Genomic DNA, 17,264 nt, shown 5'->3' with positions numbered 1-17,264 from the left:
ACTGATCAGCGCGGCTCGCTAAGCAGAAGGCGTACGGCACGCATGGCGTCAGGGTACCGCAGGGCCCGAGCGGCCCGCACCGGCGTTCCACGCTCCGGTCGAACACCGTCCGCACCGGCGTTCCCACCCGGCCTGACCCCGGCCGGACACCTCCCGGACCGGCGCTCCACGCCCCGGCGGGCGCTCTCCGCGCCGGTCCGACCCCCTCCCCGGCGCGCGCCACGGGCGTGGACACGGGAGCCGGGCAGGCGCACCGCCCACGGAAGCGGCTCAAGTTACTCCGCGTAACGACCCTATCCGGGGCAACCCCAGAGTCAGTTGGCCTTCGAACGCCCCGTAAACCAGCAAACCACCTACTGCCTGGTATGGAGCGACTTAGCATGCGGCAACGGGACCGCTTATCCGCACCATTCCGGAGTCGCCCCCATGAACCCTCATCGCAAGATCCGTTCTACTCCCGTCACGCGAACCGGTATGAGCCGGCCGGTTCGGGGCGGACTTTCGGTCGCGGCACTGGTGATCATTCCGCTGCTCGCCATCGGCGGCAGCGACGCTTTCCGCGCCGCGCTCGATTTCACCACCGGCGTGCTCTCGCTGGTCTCCCTGACGGCCTCGATCGTCTGGGGTCTCATAGCCAGCGACCGCCTGCTGCTCTCCACCCGCCACCGGCTGATCGCCCAGGGCGTGCACCGCGCCACCGCCGTCGCCTCCCTCGGCTTCCTGCTGCTGCACGGCACGGTCAAGGTCTCGCTGGGCCACGTCGAACCGATCGGGGCGCTGATCCCGTTCGGCCTCGGCATGACCGGCGCGGCCGGTCTCATCGGCTTCGGCTCGCTCGCCGGGCTGCTCATGGTGATCGTCGCCGCGACCGGCGCCCTGCGGAGCACCCTGGCCGGCCGGAGCCGGTTCGCGGCCCGCTGGCGTCCGCTGCACATGCTGGCCTACCCCGCCTGGTGCTTCGCGCTGGTCCACGGCCTCTACGCGGGCCGGCAGGCCGCCACCTGGGTCGTCGTCATGTACTGCCTGGCCCTGGTCTCGGTCGCCGCCGCCTTCTCGCTGCGGCTGTTGCCCGCCCCCACGCAGCGCGAACTCGCCGAACGGCTCGCCGCGCTCCTCGCCGCCGTCGAAGGGCGCCGGCGCGCCCGGCCCGCCGGGCAGCACGCGGCGACCGGCCCGGCCGCGTCCTCCCCCTCCTCCCCTTCGTCCACCGCCGCCGCGTCCCCCGGCGAGCGGGAGCGAGGCTTCGGGGAGGAGAGCCGTGACGAGGCCCCCACCCTGTCCGCCGAGTGGCTGGACCGCCCCGTCGCACGCCCCCCGTTGAACACACCGCTCCCTCCGCCCGTACCGCAGTTGTACGAGGCCGCGCCCGAGCTGTTCGAGACGGCGCCGCCCCGCTACGAGGCGACGCCACCGCGTTACGAGGCGGCGGAGCCGTACGAGGCCGCGCCGCCGCCGCGCGGGGGCGCCGGATTCTCGGCCGCCTACCGCGCGGTCTCGCGCAGCCCCTTCCCCGCCCCGGGGGCGCCCGACCCGGGCGCATCCGACCCCGGCACGTCCGGCGCCCCGCTCGCCGAACGCGTCCCGATGACCGAGGAGCTTCCCGTCGTCCCCGATCTGCCACTCCGCGATCCCGCCCAGCGCCCCGGCTACTGGCCGACGCCGTCGCCGCCGATGCCGACGCCGACCTACGCGAGTCCGCCTCCGGCGGGTGAGCCGTGGACGGCGCCGGGAGGGGACCGCCTGTGAACATCCCGCTTCCCGACGTCCCGGAGGTCCGCGTGGTCGGGCTGCCGCAGCTCACCCAGGGCTTCGACCTGGTCGAGCGGCTCGACCTGTCCATGCACCTGAAGGTGCACGGGCCGCTGGAGCCCATGGGCGGCGAGCGGCTGGCCCAGCTCGCGGACGACATCTCCCTGCACGGGCGCGGTGGCGCCGGTTTCCCCTTCGGCCGCAAGCTCAGGGCGGTCGCCAAGGCGGCGATCCGCCGGGGGGTGCGGCCCGTCGTGGTCGTCAACGGCAGCGAGGGGGAGCCGGCCTGCCGCAAGGACACGGTGCTGCTCAACCGGGCCCCGCACCTGATCCTGGACGGGGCCCTGCTGGCCGCCGAGGCACTCGGCGCCCGGACCCTGATCGTCGCCGTGACCCGTAACTCCACGGAGATATCGATCCGTTCCGCGCTGGCCGAGCGGGGCCTGTCCGACCGTCGGGGCCAGCCGCTCCGCGCGCGGGTCGTGCGGACTCCGGAGCGGATGGTCTCCGGCGAGGCGTCCGCCGTCATCCGCGCGGCCGGCGGTGGCCCGGCGCTGCCGCAGGGCCGCCGTGAGCGGGCGGCGGAGTCGGGGGTGGGCGGGGCGCCGACGCTGCTGTCCAACGCGGAGACGTTCGCGCAGCTGGCGATCGCCGCCCGGATCGGGCCCCGCCGCTTCGGCCACTCCGGTCTGGACACCGAGCCCGGCACCGTCCTGCTGACGCTGTCCGGCGCGGTCGCGCGCCCCATGGTGGTCGAGGTCCCGACGGGTGTCCCGCTGCGGTACGTGCTGATGCTGGCCGGGGCCCCGCAGGTGCCGCAGGGCGTGCTCACGGGCGGGTACCACGGCAACTGGATCGACTCGACGGCCGTCCACAACGCCGTCGTCTCGCGCGCCTCGATGGCGGCCGTGGGCGGCGCCCTGGGCGCCGGGGCGATCCTGCCGATCGGCCCCGAGACCTGTCCGCTGGGCGAGTCGCTGCGCGTGGCGAACTGGCTGGCGGCGGAGACGGCCGGCCAGTGCGGTCCGTGCCGGCTCGGGCTGCCCGCGGCGGCCGGGGGGCTTTCGGACGTGCTGAACGGCGGGGGCCCGGCCGCGCTGGAGGCGCTGCGGGAGGTGACGCAGGCGGTGAAGGGACGCGGGGCGTGCAAACACCCCGACGGCTCGGCCCGCTTCTTCGCCTCGACCCTGTCGGCGTTCACGGACGATCTGGCCGCCCATGTCCTCGACGGGGGCTGCGGCCGCCCGACGGTCGGGGTGCTGCCGCTGCCCTCGCCCGGCTACCAGGACGCGGAGGAGTCGATTCCGAGCGGCGAGAAGCTGGCCGTGGACTGGACGCTGTGCCAGGGCCACGGGCTGTGCGCGGATCTCGTGCCGGAGCTGATCAGGCTGGGCCCCGACGGTTTCCCGGTGTTCGCCGACGCCTCGGTGCCGATGCACCTGCGGGAGCGCGCGCAGCGGGCCGTACGGCGCTGCCCGGCACTGGCGCTGCGGATCGAGGCGCCCTCTCGCGAGGCGCCCGCCCTGCCGCCCGCGACGGGCCGCAAGGCGCTGGGGTCCGGCCGGGGTTGACCGGTGGCGGCCGGGGGAGCCCCCCGGCCGCCGTCGCCGTACGCGCGGAGACCGCACGCGAAGAGCGGAGACCGCACACGAAGAAGCGGGCCATCCGATTCGGATGACCCGCTTCTCTGCTGTGGAGCTAAGGAGAATTGAACTCCTGACCTCCTGCATGCCATGCAGGCGCTCTACCAACTGAGCTATAGCCCCTCGCTGTCGGCCCGCGCTCCGGGTTCCCCCCGCGGCGACAGACAGAACATTAACCGGCCTCCCGTGGGATCACCAAATCGTTTCCCTGGGGGTCCGAGGGCGGCGGGTAGGGTCCCCCTCTGTGACCGCGTCCGTCCTCATCCGAGCCCGTGCCCGCCAGTGGCCCCTCGCCACCGCCGCCGCGGTGTGCCTGATCTCGTTCGTCGCCTTCTGGGTGGCGCAGCGCCTCGCCCACGTGAACATGCTCGACGTGATGGTCTATCGCGCCGAGGGCGAGACGGTCCGGGCCGGTGGCGACCTCTACGCGATGCGCGCCACCTCGGCGAACCTCGCCATGACCTATCCGCCGTTCGCCGGGCTGCTGTTCGTCCCGCTGACGCTGGTCGGCGTGCCGCTGATGCGGACGCTGACCACCGCGGGGAACCTCCTCCTCGTCGTCGCCCTGGTGCAGCTCTCGCTGCAGCTGGTCCGCCCGGCCCTGACGCGTGAGGAGCTGTGGCGCAGGACGTTCTGGGTGGCCGCGGTCGTGGTCTGGTGCGAGCCGGTGTGGACGACGCTGCGGTACGGCCAGATCAATCTCCTGATCGCGGTCGCGGTGCTGTGGGACGTCACCCGGCGCGCCGGTCACCGGTGGGCCGGGGTCGGGATCGGTCTCGCCACTGCGGTGAAGCTCACACCCGGGCTGTTCGTGGTGCTGCTGCTGGCCGCCGGGGTGCTGCTGTGGCGCCGCGAGCGCGGGTGGAACCCGTGGCTGCGCACGGCGGCGACGGCCACCGCGACGTTCCTCACAGCGACCCTGGTCGGCGCGCTGGTCCTGCCGTCCGACTCGTGGCGCTTCTGGACGGGGACGCTGTTCGAGAGCGGCCGGGTCGGCTTCGCCGAGGAAACCGCCAATCAGTCGTTGCGCGGGGTCCTGGCGCGGGTGATGCACACGGACGACCCGGGGATGTGGTGGGCGGTCGCCGCCGCCGTCCTGGGGGGTGCGGCGATGGTGCTCGCGGTACGGGCGGCGCTGCGCGGGGACAAGGCGCTGGCCGTGGTGGTCTGCGCGGTGACGGCGCTGATGATCAGCCCGATCTCCTGGTCCCACCACTGGGTGTGGTGCGTTCCGCTGCTGCTCCTGCTCGTGGAGCGGGTGCGGCCGGCGTGGCCGGTCCTGGCGCCCGTGGCCCTGGCCTTCGCCTCGTTCGCGCTGTGGTGGGTGCCGCACGACCCGGGGCGGCCCGAGCTGGACCAGAATCCGGTGCAGATGGTGCTGTCCGCCGTCTATCCGCTGACCGTGACGGCGCTGTTCGTGGGGTACGGCGTCAGGCGGTGGCGAAGGAGTAGAACCGCTTGAGGGTGCAGTGCTCGTCGAGGAGCCGGCCGTAGATCGGCTCGCCCTCCAGCTCGCGGTAGGTCTCGATCGGGTCGCCTTTTATGATCAGCGCCCGCGCGCACTCCTCGCACCAGTACTGGTACGAGGCGTTGACCGGGTCCATGTCCCGCACGATGGGCGTACCGCTGCCGCACCAGTCGCACTTCCGCCTGTGGGCACCCATCACTCAGCTCCAGCTGTGGCCGCAGGACGTGCACACATAGGACACTCCGCCGTTGTCACCGAGTACTTGGGCGATCCGCGCGGAGCCGCAGGCGGGACAGCCGAGGGGTGCTCCGGCGCCGTCGGCGCCGCTGTGGTCCTCGACGGGCTCCGCGACGCCGTCGACTTCGGCATCCTCGGCACCGCTCGCGACCATCGCACGCTCCCTCCCGTCCGGGCCGTCGTCCCCCTCCGGCCGTCCGATTCTGCCATGGCCGCGCAAGGGGGTCGGCGAGCTCGCGAGAGGGCGCGCGCGGGAGAGGGAGACGGGGGTACGGAACGACGAATCCCGCCCCCTGATGGGGACGGGATCCGGTGTCTGTGGAGCTAAGGAGAATTGAACTCCTGACCTCCTGCATGCCATGCAGGCGCTCTACCAACTGAGCTATAGCCCCTCGTGTTCTTCGCGCTCCGCGCTGCGAACAAGAAGAACTTTAGCCTGTGACCTGCCGGAAAGTGAAATCCGCTTCCGGGCCGGTCCGGCGGTGGGTCAGTCGTCGTCGCCGAGGACCGGTTCGGGCAGCGTGCCGGCATTGTGCTCCATCAGGCGCCAGCCGCGGGCGCCCTCGCCCAGGACGGACCAGCAGCAGTTGGAGAGTCCGCCGAGGCTTTCCCAGTGGTGCGCCTCCAGGCCGAGGAGGCGGCCGATGGTGGTGCGGATCGTGCCGCCGTGGCTGACCACGACGAGGGTGCCGTCGACGGGCAGCTTGTCGACGTGCTCCAGGACCACCGGCGCGGCCCGGTCGGCCACCTCGGTCTCCAGCTCGCCGCCGCCCCGGCGCACGGGCTCGCCGCGCTTCCAGGCGGCGTACTGCTCGCCGTAGCGCGCCACGATCTCGTCGTGGGTCAGGCCCTGCCACTCCCCCGCGTACGTCTCGCGCAGGGCGGAGTCGTACGCGATGGTGTGTCCGGTCAGGGAGGCCAGCTCCCCCGCGGTGGCGGCCGCCCGCTTCAGGTCGGAGGCGATGATCGCGTCCGGCTTGAGCGAGGCGAGCAGCCGGGCGGACCTGCGGGCCTGGGAGACGCCGGTCTCGGTCAGCTCGATGTCCGTGGAGCCCTGGAAGCGGCGCTCCAGGTTCCAGGAGGTCTGGCCGTGACGCCACAGAACGATCCGGCGGCCCCTGCCGCCCTTGGTGCCGTTCAGCTCAGCTCACCGTCCGCTTCGTCGGCGCCCGTGAGCCGGGCGTGCTCCTGGGCCTTGCCGCGCGTCTGCAGCGCGTCCTCGGGCAGGGACAGCTCGGGGCAGTCCTTCCACAGCCGCTCCAGGGCGTAGAAGACCCGCTCCTCGCTGTGCTGGACGTGGACGACGATGTCGACGTAGTCCAGGAGGATCCAGCGGGCGTCGCGGTCGCCCTCCCGGCGCACCGGCTTGGCGCCGAGCTCCTTGTTCAGGCGCTCCTCGATCTCGTCGACGATCGACTTGACCTGGCGGTCGTTGGGCGCGGAGGCGAGCAGGAAGGCGTCGGTGATCGACAGCACATCACTGACGTCGTACGCGATGATGTCGTGCGCGAGCCGGTCGGCCGCCGCCTGGGCGGCGGCGTTGACGAGCTCGATGGAGCGATCCGTGGCGGTCACAAGCAGGCTTTCGTCGGCGGTCAGAGACACCTCAAGGGTCTCACGTGCCGCCGACAGCCCCGCATCCCCGACGCCGGGCGTCCCGCGGGCGGCCCGCGAAGGCCGCCCGCGGGCTCAGTCGCCGGCGCCGGGGATCTTGTAGTCCTCTCCCAGCACCACGGTGACCTCGGCGTTTCCGGCGGTCTTGCCCTTCTTCACCGCGCCGGTCGGCAGGCCGAGGGTCTTGGCGACCTCGACCGCGGTCGCCTTTCGGGCGTCGTCCGCGTAGAGGACCTGCGACTTCGCCTCGGTTCCGGTGCCGGAGCCGCCCGCGTAGGTGAAGCCTCCGTTGATCAGGACGATCCGGGCGGCCTCGGTGGCGGCGTCCTCGCCGGTGCCGTTGCGCAGCGCGACGCGGGCCGCCGCGCCCTGCTCGGGGGCGCTGACCTTTCCTCCGAGGATGTCCTTGACGACGCTGTCGGCGGCGCTCTCGCCGAGCGAGCCGTCCTGCTCCACCGGGAGCAGGGCCGTCTTGTGGTCGCCGACCTTGGCGTGCTCGGCCAGCTTGGCGAGCGAGGCGCCGAGGTCCTTCTCGGGCAGCGAGGGGTCGAGGATCTGGGCGAGCGTCTCGACGGTGACGGTGGCGGCCTTCGGGTCGTCGGAGATCTTCCGCAGCACCCCGTACAGGACCTGCCCGAAGCGCTGGAGCTGCTTGGCCTCGGCCTCGCCGGGCGCGCGGTGGGTGGCGTAGGCGACGGCGGCGCGGCCGTTGAGTGTCTGGTTCTCGCCCTTGGCGACGAGCGGCGGGTCGCCCTTCTTCGCGCCGGGCACCTCCGCGTCGGTGGTGACCTCGATGTTGCTGACCAGCTCGACCAGGTTCTCCAGGTACGGCGTGTCGAGCCGCCAGGTGCCGGTGATCCGGGCGCCGAGGAGGTTGCCGATCGCCTCGCGGGTGCCGCTGGAGCCGTCGTCCTCGACGGACTTGCCGAGCGTGGTGGTGGCGCCTTCGTCGTCGGCGACCGAGAGGGCGTTGGGCAGCAGGACGGTGGTGCCCTGCTTGGTCGTGGTGTTGTCCACGAGCAGGGCGGTGGAGGTGCCGCCGCCCTTGGTGTCGTGGAGGTGGACGACGATCACGTCGCGCTTCTGCGGGCCGGTGGCGTCGTTCCGCGGCTGCTCGTCGCCGGAGGCGCCGGGGAGCCTGCCCGCGGACCAGAGGTAGCCGACGCCGCCGACGGCGGCGAGGACGAGGACCACGACGAGGGCGACGATCCGGTTGCGGCCGCGGCGGCGGGCCTCCTCGCGACGCTCCGAGCGGCTCTCGGTGAATTTCAGCCAGTCGATGACGTCTTCGGAGTCCTCGTCGGGCTCCTCGATGAACGAGAACTGCTCGGTGCGGTATTCGCGCTCGTCGCCGTCGCGGTCGGCGGGGACCCGGTCGTCGGCGGGCGCCGGGCGCTGCCCGGGGACTCCGGCGGGGGCGGCCACCGGGGCGGGGCCGGGCTGCTCGGCCCGTACGGCCCACTGCTGCCCGGTCTGCTGCCCGGCCTGCGGGTGCGGGACGTGCGGCTGCCCGCCGGTGTCGTACGCCTGCGGGCCGGCCGGCGGCTCGGCCTGCGGGTAGCCGTAGTCCGGCTGCTGCTCCTGGTACCGCTGCGGCTGCTCCTGGCGGGCGTACGGGTCGTACGGTTGGGCCACCGGCTGCCCGTAGGCGTCGTAGCCGTAGCCCTGCTGCTCCCCGCCGTACTGCTGCTGGTCCTGGCCGTACTGCTGCTGGCCGTGGTGCTGCTGGTCCTGGGCGTAGCCCTGCTGGGCGTAGGGGTCGTACGACTGCTCGGCCTGCGGCGGGACCTGCTGGTACACCGGCTGTCCGTACTCGTCGTAGCCGACGATCTGCGGCTGCGGCTGGTACGGGTCGTACGGATGCTGCTGATCGTTCACCGGTGCCCCTCTCCGAGGCTCACTCGCCGCGGTACAGCTGGCGCTTGTCGATATAGCGCACGACACCGTCCGGCACGAGGTACCAGACCGGGTCGCCCTGCGCGACTCTCGCCCGGCAGTCGGTGGAGGAGATCGCGAGCGCGGGGATCTCGACCAGCGAGACCCCGCCCTTGGGCAGGCCGTCGTCCGTGAGGTCGTGGCCCGGGCGGGTGACGCCGATGAAGTGCGAGAGCGAGAACAGTTCCTCGGCGTCACGCCAGGTGAGGATCTGCGACAGCGCGTCGGCCCCGGTGATGAAGAAGAGGTCCGCGTCGCTGTTGAGGGAGCGCAGGTCCCGCAGGGTGTCGATGGTGTACGTCGGCCCGCCGCGGTCGATGTCGATCCGGCTGACCGAGAACTGTGGGTTCGACGCGGTGGCGATGACCGTCATCAGATAGCGGTCCTCGGCCGCCGAGACGGCCTTGTGGCTCTTCTGCCACGGCTGCCCGGTCGGTACGAACACCACCTCGTCGAGGTGGAACAGAGCGGCCACCTCGCTGGCGGCCACCAGGTGTCCGTGGTGGATCGGGTCGAACGTCCCGCCCATCACGCCGAGTCGGCGCTTGCCGCGACTGCCAGTAGGCACTTCCTGCTCTCCCATGCGTGCAGAGCCTACTGGCACGGCGACGAAGGCCCGATCCGCGGTCCGGTTCCCCGGCCCCGCTCGTCGGTCGCGGCTCGGCGGTCCGGCTCAGCGGTCGCGGTTGAACCGGGTGGTGATCCACAGCAGCAGCATCAGCGCGCCGAACGCGCCGAAACCGGTGAGGTAGGGGCTGAGGCTTTCGTGGTTGCCGCCATGCTCGGCGCCCTCGGCGAGCGTGACCAGGTTGGCGGCGGTGCTGTGGAGGCTCATCTTCGGCAGGACCTATCGATCGGGGATGGGAGCGAGACTTCGCCCACATCGTATGCGGGCGGTCCGGGCACGCTCACGCCGACTCAGTCGTTGGCGCTGTTGTCGTCGGCCTCGGAATCCACAGGCCCGGGTGGCGCGCGTCACCCCCTAGGCTGGGCTCCGTCCGGGGGACGAGCAAGGTCTCGTACGAACAGGGGGCATCCATGACAGAGAACTCCGACAACCGTGCCGGAAGCGTGCCGAGCAGGCAGCGCAGGCGCTTCCCCGGCATCTCCTCACGCGCCTACGAGCATCCGGCGGACCGCTCGGCGCTGGTCGCCCTGCGCCGGCTGACCGGCTTCGACACGGTCTTCAAGGCGCTCAGCGGACTGCTGCCGGAGCGCAGCCTGCGACTGCTCTTCCTCTCCGACTCCGTGCGGGTGAGCGACGCCCAGTTCACGCACCTGAACGACATGCTCAGGGACGCCTGTTACATCCTGGACCTGGAGAAGGTCCCGCCGATGTACGTCACCCAGGACCCGCGGCCGAACGCGATGTGCGTCGGCCTGGACGAGCCGATCATCGTGGTCACCACCGGCCTCGTGGAGCTGCTCGACGAGGAGGAGATGCGGGCCGTCGTGGGCCACGAGGTGGGCCACGCCCTCTCCGGGCACTCGGTGTACCGCACGATCCTGCTCTTCCTCACCGGCCTGGCGCTGAAGGTGGCCTGGATCCCGCTGGGGAACATCGCGATCACGGCGATCGTGACCGCGCTGAAGGAGTGGTTCCGTAAGTCGGAGCTGTCGGCCGACCGGGCGGGGCTGCTCGTGGGCCAGGACCTCCAGGCCTCGATGCGCGGACTGATGAAGATCGCCGGCGGCAACCACCTGCACGAGATGAACGTGGACGCGTTCCTCGCCCAGGCGGACGAGTACGAAAAGGGCGGTGACCTGCGCGACTCCGTGCTGAAGATCCTGAACGTCCTGCCGCGTTCGCACCCCTTCACCACGGTCCGCGCGGCCGAGCTGAAGAAGTGGTCGGAGTCCCGCGACCACCAGCGGATCATGGACGGGCACTACGCCCGGCGCGATGAGGACAAGGACACCTCGGTGACCGACTCCTTCCGTGAGTCGGCCGGGCACTACGCCGACTCGGTGCGCACCAGCAAGGACCCGCTGATGAAGCTGGTCGGGGACATCGCGGGCGGCGCGGGCGACCTCGCGGGCGACCTGGGCGGAAAGTTCCGCAGCCGCTTCGGCGGCGGCGCCGCCCGGGGCGACGGCGCCGACGGCACGGGCGCCGGCGGTACGGGCGGGGAGGACGGCTCCGGAAAGGCGGCCCCGAGCGCGGGCTGAGCCGCCATCGGCCCCGGGCTCCGGCCCGGGGCTCAGGGCCCCGGGGCTCAGGCCCCTGGGTCCAGGGTCCACGGCTGGCCCCTGGTCGCAGGGCGCCACGGCTCAGGGCCCCGGGCTCGGCCCTCAGGGCTCGAGTGCGGGCTGGGCCTTCGGGTCCAGGGCGCCGCACAGCGACGAGACGGCGGGCCGGCCCGTGGCGTACGGATCGGTGACCGCGGGGCCGCCGGAGTCGGGGGCCCGCTCGCCCGCGAGCAGGGGCCGCAGGGACCCGTCCGCGTCGGTGCCTGCGCACGCCTGCGGGCCGGCCTGCACGACGCTGGTCAGCAGCTCGGCGCGGTGCATGCGCAGGTCCTCGCGGTCGAAGCGCAGCCGCAGCTCGCGGTGGACCGTGAAGAGCGAGGCGGGGGCCGTCGGCCCGGCCCCGGAGGCCGCGGGCCGCAGGGCGTAGGTGAAGGTGTGGTCCGCGGTCACCTCCAGGACGTCCGTGTTTGTCTCCGCGAAGCGGAGGGTGCCCTCGACCCGGGTGCTCGGGTCGGCCAGGGCCACCTCCGCCGGGTCGAAGCGCACCAGCCAGCCCGCGACCGCGTGCCGCCCGTCGTCCCGGGAGGCCTCCACGCTCTCGTCGAACTGCGCCAGCTGGTCCGGGTCCAGGAGCAGGCGCACGGGCCGCACGGTCACCCCGCCGAGCACGTCCGGGTCCATCGAGGAGGCCACGAGGTAGTCCTTGGCGATGCTCAGGGCGGCCACCACCTGGCTCTCCGAGAAGTGGCTGGTGCGCCCGGTCGCCGGGAAGGTGATGCCGCCCGCGCCGGTGCGGTGCGGGGCGGCCGGGCTGCGGGCGAGGAGCCGGCCCGGCGTGCCGCCGGGCACCGCGCCCTCGGGTGCCAGGGGCACGACGGTGATCCGCAGGGGTTCCGCCCGCTGGTCGGCTGGAGGCATGTAGGGGTTGCGGACGCCGAGGTAGATGGCGGTCCCGAAGGCCAGGAGGATCAGCAGCACCAGCAGGACGGCCTGGCGGGAGCCGCTCCTGGGCTGCCGGCCGGGGCGGCTGCGCACCGCCAGGGCGTGCTCGCCCATGCGCTCCTCGGCGGAGTACTCCTGGAGGCGGGCAGCCCGGATGAACGACTCGTCGAAGACGACGGATCGGTACTCGTCCTCACCACCGCCGGGGTCGGGTACCGGCCCCTCAGGCGGGTCGCCATGCCCTGCCATACCTTCAGAGTAGGTCCGACGGGGCTTCGGTAAACGCCGAGCCGATCCCCGGGTGGCCAAACCTCCCGGCGCCGGTTCTCGCGTGCCTCGGCCGGGCTCGGATCCGGCCCGCGCCTCAGCCCGCGGGGGTGGTGGCCGGTACGGGAGGCGGGGAGTACGCGGCGGACGCGGAGGGGGCCGTGACGGCGGGCGGCACCGCGCGCGGCTTGTCGATGCCGGTCGTGGCGGGAGCCGGGACCTGGTCCTGCCGGTTGGCCGAGGCGCCGCGGTAGACGGCGGTGAAGGCGAGGGCGACCATCCCGACGCCCATCACGAGGGCGAGCACCCAGGCGACCGGGCGGTGCCAGCGGGCGCTGCCGCGGTAGGGGCGCAGGGCGCCGCCGTGGGGGCCGTACGGGTCGAGTCCGTCGTGTGGGTCGAGGCCCCAGCCGTCGGCGTGACGCCCGCCGTAGGGGCCGTCGGGGTGGTGGTCGTCGCCGTGCGGGTCGTCCGGGGGCCCGCCGGCCCTGGCCCGGGCGGCCTCGGCCTCGGCGCGCGCCTGGGCGGCCGCGAGCAGCCGCTCCACGGCGGTCGGTTCGTGGACCCGGGCGGCCCGGACGAAGTCCTCGTCGAAGACCACGGTGGCGTAGTCCTCGTCCGCGCCCCCGCGGTCGTCGTCAGGCTCCCAGCCGTCCGGGAACGGCTTGCCCCCCACGTCGTCCGGCACGTTTGTCAGAGTAGACCCGGGAGGTCGCTTTGGGCAGGGAGAATGCGAAGTGTGCCCGCCCGTCCGGCTCACCCGGGGCCCCGGCCGTCCCCCGTCCGGCGCCGCGGGAGCGGCGCGGACGCTGGACCGGACGAGGGAAAACGGCGTTACCGCGTGTGACCGTCGCCGGTGACGATGTACTTCGTGGAGGTCAGCTCCGGCAGGCCCATCGGGCCCCGGGCGTGCAGCTTCTGCGTCGAGATCCCGATCTCCGCGCCGAATCCGAACTGACCACCGTCGGTGAAACGGGTGGAGGCGTTGACGGTGACGGTGGTGGAGTCGACCAGCTGGGTGAAGCGGCGGGCCGCGGCCTGCGAGGTGGTGACGATCGCCTCGGTGTGACCGGAGGACCACAGCCGGATGTGGGCGACGGCCGCGTCCAGCGAGTCGACGACGGCGGCGGCGATGTCGTACGAGAGGTACTCGGTCTCCCAGTCCTCGGTGGTCGCCGGGACGACGGTCGCCTTGGAGCCCTCGGCGTGGGCGAGGACCCGCTCGTCGGCGTGGACGGTGACCCCGGCCTCGGCGAGCGCGGAGAGCGCGCGCGGCAGGAAGGCCTCGGCGATGTCCCGGTGGACGAGGAGGGTCTCGGCGGCGTTGCAGACGCTGACCCGCTGCGCCTTGGAGTTGACCAGGATGGAGACGGCCATGTCGAGGTCGGCCTGCGCGTCGACGTAGACGTGGCAGTTGCCGGTGCCGGTCTCGATGACCGGGACGGTGGACTCCTCGACGACCGTGCGGATGAGGGAGGCGCCGCCGCGCGGGATCAGGACGTCGACCAGGCCGCGGGCCCGCATCAGCTCCCGTACCGACTCTCGGGACTCGCCGGGCACCAGCTGGATCGCGTCGGCGGGCAGTCCGGCTCCTCCGACGGCGTCGCGCAGGACCCGCACCAGGGCGGTGTTGGAGGAGTACGCCGAGGACGAGCCGCGCAGCAGGACGGCGTTGCCGGACTTCAGGCAGAGGGCGGCCGCGTCGACGGTGACGTTGGGGCGGGCTTCGTAGATGATGCCGACGACCCCGAGGGGGACGCGGACCTGGCGCAGGTCGATGCCGTTGGGCAGGGTCGAGCCGCGCACGACCTCGCCGACCGGGTCGGGCAGGGCGGCCACGTCACGGACGTCGGCGGCGATGGCCCGGACGCGGTCGGGGGTGAGGGTGAGCCGGTCGATGACGGACTCGCTGGTGCCGGCCTCGCGGGCGCGGGTGACGTCCTCGGCGTTGGCCTCGACGATCTCGGCCGTACGGACCTCGAGCGCGTCCGCGATCGCCAGCAGGGCGTCGTCCTTCGCCGCGCGCGGAAGTGGCGCGATTTCGGCGGCGGCGGAGCGGGCGCGGTAGGCGGCCTGGGCGACCGGGGACAGATTGTCGAGGGGCGTGAGCGAGGTCATGCCCGCAGGGTACTGGCACCTCTGCGGACATCCCTCACGATTCCCGACCTCGTCCCGTACTCCGAGACGCCTGTCTCGAAACCCGCGTCAGTAGGGGTGTACGCCCACCGGGGCGGCCGGCGGCGGGCCGTAGCCCTCGGCGATCCGCTGGTGGTAGGTCTCCCGGTCGATGACCTCCAGGCCGACGATCTCCCAGGGCGGCAGCTTGGCACTCTGCCGGTGTTCGCCCCACAGCCGCAGCGCGACGGCCGCCGCGTCGTGCAGGTCACGGGCCTCTTCCCAGTAGCGGATCTCCGCGTGGTCGTCGGCGTAGCGGCTGGTCAGCAGGAAGGGGTGGTCGTGGGCCAGCTGTTCCAGGCCCCGGCGGACCTCCTTCAGCGGCGCCCGCGCGCCCGAGACGCTGAGCGTGATGTGCCAGAGCTTGGACACCTCCCGCTCCTCGCCGCGTGTCTCGCGGGTCGTCTGCTCCGGTCCCCGGACCTCGGTCCCGTTCTCCTCCACGTCGAAGTCGGCTCCGGCCTCGACACTCGTCAGGGCGCGTTCGGCCGTCCCCCGGGGCACTGCCCCTGGGCGCGCTCGTCTCACCGGCGGCCTCCTGTTTGATGCGTGTGGTGCTGTACCCCGCCTTGTCTTGCCCCCGAGACAAAGTTGACCAGCCCGGGGCGGTACGTGGGGCGGTTTTGGTGAAGGTCTCCACGGGATGACCGGACTTTCGGCCGTTTCCTCGCGGGATCCCCACGACTGCGTCAGGGGCGGACCACGACGAGGTCGTCGCGGTGGACGACCTCCCGTTCGTACTCCGGTCCCAGCTCCTTGGCGAGTTCGCGGGTGGAGCGGCCCAGCATGCGGGGCATCTCCTTGGCGTCGAAGTTGACCAGGCCGCGGGCGACGGGCCGGCCGGCGGTGTCCCGCAGCTCGACCGGGTCGCCGGCCGTGAACTCCCCCTCGACGGCGGCGACTCCGGCGGCCAGCAGCGATTTCTTGCCCTCGACGACGGCCCGTACGGCGCCGTCGTCGAGGGTCAGGGACCCCTGCGGGGTGGAGGCGTGGGCGAGCCAGAGCAGCCGGTCGGCGGAGCGGCGGCCGGTGCGGTGGAAGTACGTACCGGTGTCACGGCCGCCGAGGGCGTCGGCGGCGCGGCTGGCGGAGGTGAGGACGACGGGGATGCCGGCGGCGGCCGCGATCCGGGCCGCCTCGACCTTGGTGACCATGCCGCCGGTGCCGACGCCCGCCTTGCCGGCCGAGCCGATCTCGACGTGGGCGATGTCCGCCGGGCCGGTGACCTCGGCGATCCGGGAGGTGCCGGGCTTGGCGGGGTCGCCGTCGTAGAGCCCGTCGACGTCGGAGAGCAGCACCAGCAGGTCGGCGCGGACGAGGTGGGCGACGAGGGCGGCGAGCCGGTCGTTGTCGCCGAAGCGGATCTCGTCCGTGGCGACGGTGTCGTTCTCGTTGACGACCGGCAGGGCGCCCATGGCGAGGAGCTGGTCCAGGGTGCTGTAGGCGTTGCGGTAGTGGGCGCGGCGGCTGGTGTCGTCGGTGGTGAGGAGCACCTGGCCGACGCGGACGCCGTAGCGGGCGAAGGAGGCGGTGTAGCGGGCGACGAGGAGGCCCTGGCCGACGCTGGCGGCGGCCTGCTGCCGGGCGAGGTCCTTGGGTCGGCGGGTGAGGCCGAGCGGGGCGAGGCCGGCGGCGATGGCGCCGGAGGAGACGAGGACGACCTCCTTCTCGCCGCCGCCGCGGACCTTGGCGAGGACGTCCACGAGGGCGTCGACCCGGTCGGCGTCGAGGCCGCCCGAGGCGGTGGTCAGCGAGGACGAACCGACCTTGACGACGACCCTGCGGGCTTCCGTCACGAACTGCCTTGCCACTGTCACCTGCGTCGTCCTCACTCGTCTTTCCGCACGGCGCCGCGCGGAGGCCGCCGCGCACCGCCTCGGCGCGTCACCGCGTCGCCGTACGCCGTTCGCGCCGCACGCGTGCTGCCGCGGCTGCCAGGCAATCTACGCGAGCGGTGTCGGCGCCCGCCCCGCTATTCCGCTGGGTGGACGCGGCTCTCCCAGGCGGAGGCGATCATGGAGCGGACGTCGTGGCGGGCCTTCCAGCCCAGCTCCGCGGCGATCCGCTCGGCCGAGGCGACGACCTTGGCAGGGTCGCCGGGGCGGCGGTCGACGATCTCGGGTGTCGCGTCGAGGCCGGTGACCTCGCCGATGAGGTCGATCATCTCGCGGACCGAGACGCCCTCGCCGCTGCCGATGTTGAGGGTGAGGTCGCCGCCGGAGCCGGCCCGGGCGCGCTCGTCGAGCCGGCGGGCCACGGCGAGGTGGGCGTCGGCGATGTCGGCGACGTGGATGTAGTCCCGGACGCAGGTGCCGTCGGGCGTCGCGTAGTCGTCGCCGAAGATCCGGGGCGGCAGTCCGGCGGCGAGCCGCTCGAAGACCATCGGTACGAGGTTGAAGACGCCGGTGTCGGCGAGGGCGGGCGCGGCGGCGCCGGCGACGTTGAAGTAGCGCAGGCAGGCGGTGGACATGCCGTGGGCGCGGCCGGTGGCGCGGACCAGCCACTCGCCGGCGAGCTTGGTCTCGCCGTACGGGCTCAGCGGGCGGCACGGCGTCTCCTCGGTGACGAGGTCGACCTCGGGGGTGCCGTAGACGGAGGCCGAGGAGGAGAAGACGAAGGAGCGGACGCCGGCGTCGGCGGCGGCCGCCAACAGGACCTGAAGGCCCGTCACGTTCTCGTGGTAGTAGAAGAGGGGACGCTCGACGGATTCGCCGACGGCCTTCTTCGCGGCGAGGTGGACGATGCCGTGGACGGCGTGCTCGCGCAGGACGCGGTCGAGGAAGGGGCGGTCGAGGACGGTGCCCCGCTCCAGCGGGACGTCCTCGGGGACCCGGGCGGGGTCCCCGCCGCTGAGGTCGTCCACGACGACGACCCGCTCGCCCGCCTCCCGCATGGAGGCGATGACATGGGAACCGATGTAACCGGCGCCGCCGGTGATGAGCCAGGTCATCCGGGCAGCCTAACCCGGACGCGAACGGCCCGGGGGCCCCTTGCGGGGGCCTCCGGGCCGTCGTCGTACACGCGTCCGATCAGTCGCACACCGG

General features: G+C 73.1%; 17 protein-coding genes and 2 tRNA genes. 4 read left to right on the top strand and 15 right to left on the bottom strand.

Features of this window, described 5'->3' with window-relative positions; genetic code table 11:
* The first annotated feature begins 474 nt into the window (after positions 1 to 474).
* Together ACZ6RC_RS01945 and ACZ6RC_RS01940 are read left to right on the top strand one after the other, a co-directional pair.
* Positions 475 to 1,746 (top strand): hypothetical protein, encoded by a 1,272-nt coding sequence (locus tag ACZ6RC_RS01945; RefSeq protein WP_469578680.1) that lies wholly within the window; start codon positions 475 to 477, stop codon positions 1,744 to 1,746.
* A complete protein-coding gene (locus ACZ6RC_RS01940; RefSeq protein ID WP_469578677.1) occupies positions 1,743 to 3,320 on the top strand; it encodes a ferredoxin in 1,578 nt (525 codons plus the stop codon). The genes ACZ6RC_RS01945 and ACZ6RC_RS01940 overlap by 4 nt, the downstream gene beginning before the upstream one ends.
* 122 nt (positions 3,321 to 3,442) lie before the next feature.
* Here ACZ6RC_RS01940 and ACZ6RC_RS01935 read toward each other — a convergent pair.
* Positions 3,443 to 3,515 (bottom strand) — tRNA-Ala (locus tag ACZ6RC_RS01935).
* 121 nt (positions 3,516 to 3,636) lie between these two features.
* Between ACZ6RC_RS01935 and ACZ6RC_RS01930 the strand changes: the two genes are divergently transcribed.
* Complete coding sequence (locus tag ACZ6RC_RS01930; RefSeq protein ID WP_391142579.1) at positions 3,637 to 4,854, top strand: glycosyltransferase 87 family protein; 1,218 nt, start codon at positions 3,637 to 3,639, stop codon at positions 4,852 to 4,854.
* On the opposite strand, the gene ACZ6RC_RS01925 is transcribed toward ACZ6RC_RS01930, so the two are convergent.
* The 8 genes from ACZ6RC_RS01925 to ACZ6RC_RS01890 form a co-directional block, all read right to left on the bottom strand.
* Complete coding sequence (locus ACZ6RC_RS01925; protein ID WP_391142581.1) at positions 4,823 to 5,056, bottom strand: hypothetical protein; 234 nt, start codon at positions 5,054 to 5,056, stop codon at positions 4,823 to 4,825. The genes ACZ6RC_RS01930 and ACZ6RC_RS01925 overlap by 32 nt on opposite strands.
* A 3-nt stretch (positions 5,057 to 5,059) precedes the next feature.
* Positions 5,060 to 5,251 carry a hypothetical protein gene (locus tag ACZ6RC_RS01920; RefSeq protein ID WP_391142583.1) on the bottom strand — a complete coding sequence of 64 codons (192 nt, stop codon included), beginning with the start codon at positions 5,249 to 5,251 and terminating at the stop codon, positions 5,060 to 5,062.
* 165 nt (positions 5,252 to 5,416) lie between these two features.
* Positions 5,417 to 5,489 (bottom strand) — tRNA-Ala (locus ACZ6RC_RS01915).
* 95 nt (positions 5,490 to 5,584) lie between these two features.
* Positions 5,585 to 6,238 (bottom strand): histidine phosphatase family protein, encoded by a 654-nt coding sequence (locus ACZ6RC_RS01910; protein ID WP_391143327.1) that lies wholly within the window; start codon positions 6,236 to 6,238, stop codon positions 5,585 to 5,587.
* A complete protein-coding gene (rsfS, locus tag ACZ6RC_RS01905; protein WP_391142586.1) occupies positions 6,235 to 6,672 on the bottom strand; it encodes a ribosome silencing factor in 438 nt (145 codons plus the stop codon). The genes ACZ6RC_RS01910 and rsfS overlap by 4 nt, the downstream gene beginning before the upstream one ends.
* 114 nt (positions 6,673 to 6,786) lie before the next feature.
* Positions 6,787 to 8,589 (bottom strand): LCP family protein, encoded by a 1,803-nt coding sequence (locus ACZ6RC_RS01900; RefSeq protein WP_469578674.1) that lies wholly within the window; start codon positions 8,587 to 8,589, stop codon positions 6,787 to 6,789.
* A 19-nt stretch (positions 8,590 to 8,608) separates the two neighbouring features.
* On the bottom strand, positions 8,609 to 9,229 hold the full coding sequence (gene nadD / locus ACZ6RC_RS01895) for a nicotinate-nucleotide adenylyltransferase (protein WP_391142592.1): 621 nt from the start codon (positions 9,227 to 9,229) through the stop codon (positions 8,609 to 8,611).
* 90 nt (positions 9,230 to 9,319) lie between these two features.
* Entirely contained in the window at positions 9,320 to 9,481 is a 162-nt protein-coding gene (locus ACZ6RC_RS01890; protein ID WP_391142595.1) for a hypothetical protein, read from the bottom strand.
* Between the two features lie 203 nt (positions 9,482 to 9,684).
* On the opposite strand from ACZ6RC_RS01890, the gene ACZ6RC_RS01885 reads away from it, so the two are divergent.
* Positions 9,685 to 10,815 carry a M48 family metallopeptidase gene (locus ACZ6RC_RS01885; RefSeq protein ID WP_469578672.1) on the top strand — a complete coding sequence of 377 codons (1,131 nt, stop codon included), beginning with the start codon at positions 9,685 to 9,687 and terminating at the stop codon, positions 10,813 to 10,815.
* Between the two features lie 123 nt (positions 10,816 to 10,938).
* Here the strand turns inward: ACZ6RC_RS01885 and ACZ6RC_RS01880 are convergent, their stop codons facing one another.
* The 6 genes from ACZ6RC_RS01880 to galE form a co-directional block, all read right to left on the bottom strand.
* Entirely contained in the window at positions 10,939 to 12,027 is a 1,089-nt protein-coding gene (locus tag ACZ6RC_RS01880; RefSeq protein WP_391142600.1) for an SCO2583 family membrane protein, read from the bottom strand.
* A 115-nt stretch (positions 12,028 to 12,142) separates the two neighbouring features.
* Complete coding sequence (locus ACZ6RC_RS01875; RefSeq protein ID WP_469578670.1) at positions 12,143 to 12,733, bottom strand: SCO2584 family spore wall biosynthesis protein; 591 nt, start codon at positions 12,731 to 12,733, stop codon at positions 12,143 to 12,145.
* Between the two features lie 146 nt (positions 12,734 to 12,879).
* On the bottom strand, positions 12,880 to 14,163 hold the full coding sequence (locus tag ACZ6RC_RS01870; protein ID WP_469578667.1) for a glutamate-5-semialdehyde dehydrogenase: 1,284 nt from the start codon (positions 14,161 to 14,163) through the stop codon (positions 12,880 to 12,882).
* Positions 14,164 to 14,250: 87 nt separating this feature from the next.
* Positions 14,251 to 14,748: a hypothetical protein gene (locus ACZ6RC_RS01865; protein ID WP_391142609.1), complete on the bottom strand. Its 498-nt coding sequence runs from the start codon at positions 14,746 to 14,748 to the stop codon at positions 14,251 to 14,253.
* 161 nt (positions 14,749 to 14,909) lie between these two features.
* Entirely contained in the window at positions 14,910 to 16,016 is a 1,107-nt protein-coding gene (proB, locus tag ACZ6RC_RS01860) for a glutamate 5-kinase (protein ID WP_391143330.1), read from the bottom strand.
* 176 nt (positions 16,017 to 16,192) lie between these two features.
* Positions 16,193 to 17,170 (bottom strand): UDP-glucose 4-epimerase GalE, encoded by a 978-nt coding sequence (galE, locus tag ACZ6RC_RS01855; RefSeq protein WP_469578665.1) that lies wholly within the window; start codon positions 17,168 to 17,170, stop codon positions 16,193 to 16,195.
* Positions 17,171 to 17,264 lie beyond the last annotated feature (94 nt).

This window comes from Streptomyces sp. NPDC048353 (assembly GCF_055587165.1).
The sequence above is the reverse complement of the archived record's forward strand: the minus strand, read 5'-3'. Positions and strand labels throughout refer to the sequence as shown.

Bases quoted from the DNA above. Each gene is read 5' to 3' on its own strand.
- ACZ6RC_RS01945 (WP_469578680.1), top strand. From the start codon at position 475: ATGAGCCGGCCGGTTCGGGGCGGACTTTCGGTCGCGGCACTGGTGATC.
- ACZ6RC_RS01925 (WP_391142581.1), bottom strand. From the start codon at position 5,056: ATGGGTGCCCACAGGCGGAAGTGCGACTGGTGCGGCAGCGGTACGCCC.
- ACZ6RC_RS01920 (WP_391142583.1), bottom strand. From the start codon at position 5,251: ATGGTCGCGAGCGGTGCCGAGGATGCCGAAGTCGACGGCGTCGCGGAG.
- nadD (WP_391142592.1), bottom strand. From the start codon at position 9,229: ATGGGAGAGCAGGAAGTGCCTACTGGCAGTCGCGGCAAGCGCCGACTC.
- ACZ6RC_RS01890 (WP_391142595.1), bottom strand. From the start codon at position 9,481: ATGAGCCTCCACAGCACCGCCGCCAACCTGGTCACGCTCGCCGAGGGC.
- ACZ6RC_RS01885 (WP_469578672.1), top strand. From the start codon at position 9,685: ATGACAGAGAACTCCGACAACCGTGCCGGAAGCGTGCCGAGCAGGCAG.
- ACZ6RC_RS01880 (WP_391142600.1), bottom strand. From the start codon at position 12,027: ATGGCAGGGCATGGCGACCCGCCTGAGGGGCCGGTACCCGACCCCGGC.
- ACZ6RC_RS01870 (WP_469578667.1), bottom strand. From the start codon at position 14,163: ATGACCTCGCTCACGCCCCTCGACAATCTGTCCCCGGTCGCCCAGGCC.
- galE (WP_469578665.1), bottom strand. From the start codon at position 17,170: ATGACCTGGCTCATCACCGGCGGCGCCGGTTACATCGGTTCCCATGTC.